The organism is uncultured Subdoligranulum sp. (assembly GCF_937890665.1).
This window is the reverse complement of the sequence record NZ_CALADU010000121.1, coordinates 1-4111: the sequence shown is the minus strand read 5'-3', so window position 1 is coordinate 4111 and position 4111 is coordinate 1. Positions and strand designations below refer to the sequence as shown.

Genomic DNA, 4111 nt, shown 5'->3' with positions numbered 1-4111 from the left:
GTGAGCGTTCTTTCTTTGAAAAGAAAGAACCAAAGAAACTCCAAACAAAAAGCAGAGGCCCGTGGCAAATGCCACGGGCCTCTGCTTTTTCATTGAAAGTTCTTTTGGTCCTTTTCTTACAAGAAAAGGATAGGACAGCTCTCAGGGCCACAGGTCGAGGGTCCGGCCCCAGAGGTTGGCCACACCCTCCCACCAGTCGATCCAAGTTTCCCGGTCGGGCGCCTCGGGAAAGACGGCGATCGTGCCGGACTGGCCCGCCAGCCGCATCTCCAGCCGGAAATCCCGGGCCCCGCTGCACTGCAGCAGGTAATACTGCGTTGTACCGGCATCGCCGGGCTGCCAAACCAGCTCGATGCGGCCGCGGCCCGGCAGAATCCGCTCCTCGGGGTCCGGCGCCACCCCCTGCGCCGCCAACATATACCGCCGGGTCACCCGCTCCCCGCCCATCGGCTGCTCGTAGCACAGCACCCGGGGTCCCTCCGGGTCCCCCTGCTCCAGCACAGAGCGCATCAGTTCGGGGCTGCGGAGCACCTCTTCCTCGGTGACCGGGTAGAGCAGGTCCACCCGGTACTCCGCCCCCACCAGCCACCATCCCACCGCCAGCAGGACCGCCGCTGCCAGTGCCGCTGCCGCCCACCGGAACCAGTGACGGCGGACCGGGGGCGTCGCAGCCGTGCCTGCCGGGGCGACGGGCGGCAGGGGTTCTGCCGCCGCATGCCTGTCGGCCGGGTCGGGCAGGTCCGGCCCCAACAGGGTACGCAGTGCCAGCAGGTTGGCTGCGCCGGGCATCGCCGCGCCCCGCTCCCATTTGGCCACCACCTGCCGGGATACCCCCAGCTGCTCGGCCAGTCCTTCCTGCGTCCAGCCCCGGGCCCGCCGGGCTGCCGCCAGAGCCTGTCCCCATGGCCGGTTCTCCATGCCGCACCGCCCCTTTCCTGCAAGTCGTTCTACGGCTAGCGTACCACCTTTTGGCCCCGCTGACAAGGAACCACCCGCTACTTTGCGCTACCGCCGCCCGTTTTGCCCCGCCCGGGGCAGAACTGCCCAATTTTGCCGCCCCACCTTTGGGCAATCTGCCCCTTGCACCCCGCCATATGGACCGGTACACTGAAAGTAGACCCATACAAAGGAGGCGGGAGCGATGGGTGCATCGTTTGGAAAAACGAGGTGGCGCCGGCGGCTGGCACTGCTGCTGACGGCCTGCTGCGCCCTGTTGCTGCTGACCGGCTGCGACCCCCTTTACAGCAAAAAGCCCTTCAGCTTTCCCTATACGGTCTGGGTCTGTAAGGAGCGGCCCGCCTGCATTGCGGTATCCACCCAAGGATCCTTCGCCTATGGGGAATTTCTCGTGGATGGCACGGTGCTCCCGGTGACCCTCTGCAACCAGAATGGTCCCGCCGGGTCCCTGCGGGATTTCACCAAGGCCTACTCCTCCGATACGATCTATACGCCCTTGTATGACCCGGATCCGTACTACTGGTCCGGGGACATTGACTACACCCCCAAGAAATTCACCTTAACAGCCACCGATACCTACCGGGATTTTCCCCTTCTTTCCGACGAGGATCTGCCGCTGACCTTTCTGCGGGTGGATGTTGCAGCGTCGGATCTGCTGCCGCTGATGCCCTGGGAATATATGGGCGGGGATCTGTATCTGGACCCGCCCCCCGGCAAACTGGCACGGTTGTTCGGCGCCCAGCCCGACGCCCCGGGCACCGAGTACTGCCGGGTGAAGGAGGATTTTGTGCCCGGGGCGCTGCTGGTCTGGGCGGAACCGCTGACCCAACCCGCCGTGGAACGGGACCGCTGCAACCAGAGCCTGCTGATGCTTGTACAGAAAATGTTGGGCATCCCGTTCGGGCAATGGCAAGCCATAATAGAGAACGGCGTGTGACGGGGTGAATGGTACTTTCTTTGCAAAGACGAATCAAAGAAACTCTAATCAAAAAGCCGTTGGATGTGGCATCTGCCACATCCAACGGCTTTTTAAGTAAAAGTTCTTTGGGTCCTTTTCTTACAAGAAAAGGACAGGATCATTCGTCGTCGGCGAAGTTGCCCAGTGCCTTGGCCTGTTCAATGACCTTAGCTTCCAGCATCTGGGGCAGCGTCTCGTACCGGACGAAGTCGAAGGTATACCAGCCGCGGCCCTGCGTGAGCTGCCGCAGGAAGGTGGTGAAGTCCTGCATCTCTGCCATGGGAACTTCCGCTTCCACCACCTGCATGCCGTCCTCGTCAGGGTTCATGCCCAGCACCCGGCCGCGCCGCTTGGTGACCTCACCCATAATATCGCCGGTGTTGTCCGCCGGCACATGCGCTTGCAGCGCGCCGATGGGTTCCAACAGCACGGGGCCTGCTTCGGGCACAGCCGCCTTATAGGCCAGCTTGGCGGCCATGATGAAGGCCATTTCGCTGGAGTCTACCGGGTGGTAGCTGCCGTCCAACAGGGTGGCTTTCATGCCCACCATGGGGTAGCCGGCCAGCACGCCGTGCTCGGCGGCCTGCCGCACACCCTTTTCTACTGCCGGGAAGAAGTTCTTCGGCACGCTGCCGCCGAACACATTCTCGGCAAATTCAATGCTTTCGCCCTCAATGGGCTCGAACTGGATCCACACATCGCCGAACTGGCCGTGACCGCCGGTCTGCTTCTTGTGGCGGCCCTGCGCCTTGCAGCTCTTGCGAATGGATTCGCGGTACGGTACCCGCGGGTTTTCCAGCGTGATCTCGACGCCGAACTTATTCTTCAGCTTGGCCAGCGCCACTTCGAGATGCTGGGTGCCCAGACCGCTGATGATCTGCTGCTTGGTTTCGGGATCGACCATAAAGGTGATGGCGGGATCTTCTTCCATCAGGCGGGCCAACGCGCCGGATACCTTGCCCTCGTCGCCCTTCTTGGCCACCTTCACTGCCATGCGATAGCTGGCAATGGGATAGGTGGGCATGGGCAATGCCACCACACGGGCGGGGTCACACAGGGTATCGCCGGTCTTGGCCGTAGCCAGCTTGGCCACCGCGCCGATGTCGCCGGTGACGATGGCCGGGGTATCGGTCTGCTTTTTGCCGCAGACCGTCAGGGTCTTGCCCAGACGCTCGGGCTGACCGGTGCGGGCGTTGACCACGTTGCTGGTCGCCGTCAGCTTGCCGGACAACACTTTGATAAAGCTCAGCTTGCCCACAAAGGGGTCCGCCACCGTCTTGAACACATAGGCGCAAAGCGGGGCGTCGGGGTCGGCGGTGACTTCCACCGGCTCGCCATCCTTCGTTTCGCCCACGGCTGCGGCGGTATCGGCGCCGGGCAGCAAAACGTTCATGTTGTAGAGCAGCATATCCAACGCCTGATTGTTCACGGCGCTGCCGCAGAACACCGGCGTGATCTGGCCGGTACGCACGCCGGCCGCCATGCCCTGCACGATCTCCTCGGTGGTGAAGGGTTCGCCCTCAAAGAATTTTTCCATCAGGGCCTCGTCGGTCTCGGCGATGGCCTCGCTCATGGCTTGGATCAAACCTTCAAACCGGTGACCGATGTCGGGCAGGTCGATTTGGATCTGCTTGCCGCCTTCATACTTGAAAGCCTTCTGGCTGAACAGGTTGATGTACGCTACGGTGCCGTCGTCCAAACGCACCGGCACGACGCAGGGGCAGACGCTGGGACCAAATTCGATCTTCATCTGCTCGAGGATCTTGAAATAATCGGCGTTTTCGAGGTCGGTCTTGGTCACAAAGATCATCCGCGCCTTGTTCTGCTTGCAGGCCAGCCGATAGGCTTTCTCGGCGCCTACGCTGACGCCCGAACGGCCCGACACGCAGATCAGCACACTCTCGGCAGCCATAACGCCTTCGGCGGCGCCCGTCTCAAAGTCAAAAAGACCCGGGGTGTCGATCAGATTGTACTTGATGCCCTGATACTCTACCGGGATCACGCTGGAATTCAGCGAGGCTTTACGGCGCGCTTCCTCGGGGTCAAAGTCACTGGCGGTGGTGCCGTCCTCCACACGGCCCATGCGCTCGGTGGCGCCGCTCAGATACAGCAGCGCTTCGGTCAGCGTCGTCTTGCCGCATCCGGCATGGCCGGCCACCAGAATGTTGCGGATGTCTTTGCTTGCATAGTCCATGA

3 protein-coding genes are annotated in these 4111 nt (G+C 62.2%); 1 reads left to right on the top strand and 2 read right to left on the bottom strand.

Going from position 1 to position 4111, the window contains the following annotated elements; translation table 11 throughout:
- Positions 1 to 141: 141 nt before the first annotated feature.
- Entirely contained in the window at positions 142 to 918 is a 777-nt protein-coding gene (locus Q0526_RS07390; protein ID WP_298732122.1) for a helix-turn-helix transcriptional regulator, read from the bottom strand.
- Positions 919 to 1141: 223 nt separating this feature from the next.
- On the opposite strand from Q0526_RS07390, the gene Q0526_RS07385 reads away from it, so the two are divergent.
- Entirely contained in the window at positions 1142 to 1894 is a 753-nt protein-coding gene (locus tag Q0526_RS07385) for a hypothetical protein (RefSeq protein ID WP_298732120.1), read from the top strand.
- A gap of 139 nt (positions 1895 to 2033) precedes the next feature.
- Here Q0526_RS07385 and Q0526_RS07380 read toward each other — a convergent pair whose 3' ends face one another.
- On the bottom strand, positions 2034 to 4109 hold the full coding sequence (locus Q0526_RS07380; protein WP_298732118.1) for an elongation factor G: 2076 nt from the start codon (positions 4107 to 4109) through the stop codon (positions 2034 to 2036).
- Positions 4110 to 4111: the final 2 nt, after the last annotated feature.

What these genes read in the sequence shown, in the direction of transcription:
- Q0526_RS07390 (WP_298732122.1), bottom strand. Translation starts at nt 918, where the DNA reads ATGGAGAACCGGCCATGGGGACAGGCTCTGGCGGCAGCCCGGCGGGCC.
- Q0526_RS07385 (WP_298732120.1), top strand. Translation starts at nt 1,142, where the DNA reads ATGGGTGCATCGTTTGGAAAAACGAGGTGGCGCCGGCGGCTGGCACTG.
- Q0526_RS07380 (WP_298732118.1), bottom strand. Translation starts at nt 4,109, where the DNA reads ATGGACTATGCAAGCAAAGACATCCGCAACATTCTGGTGGCCGGCCAT.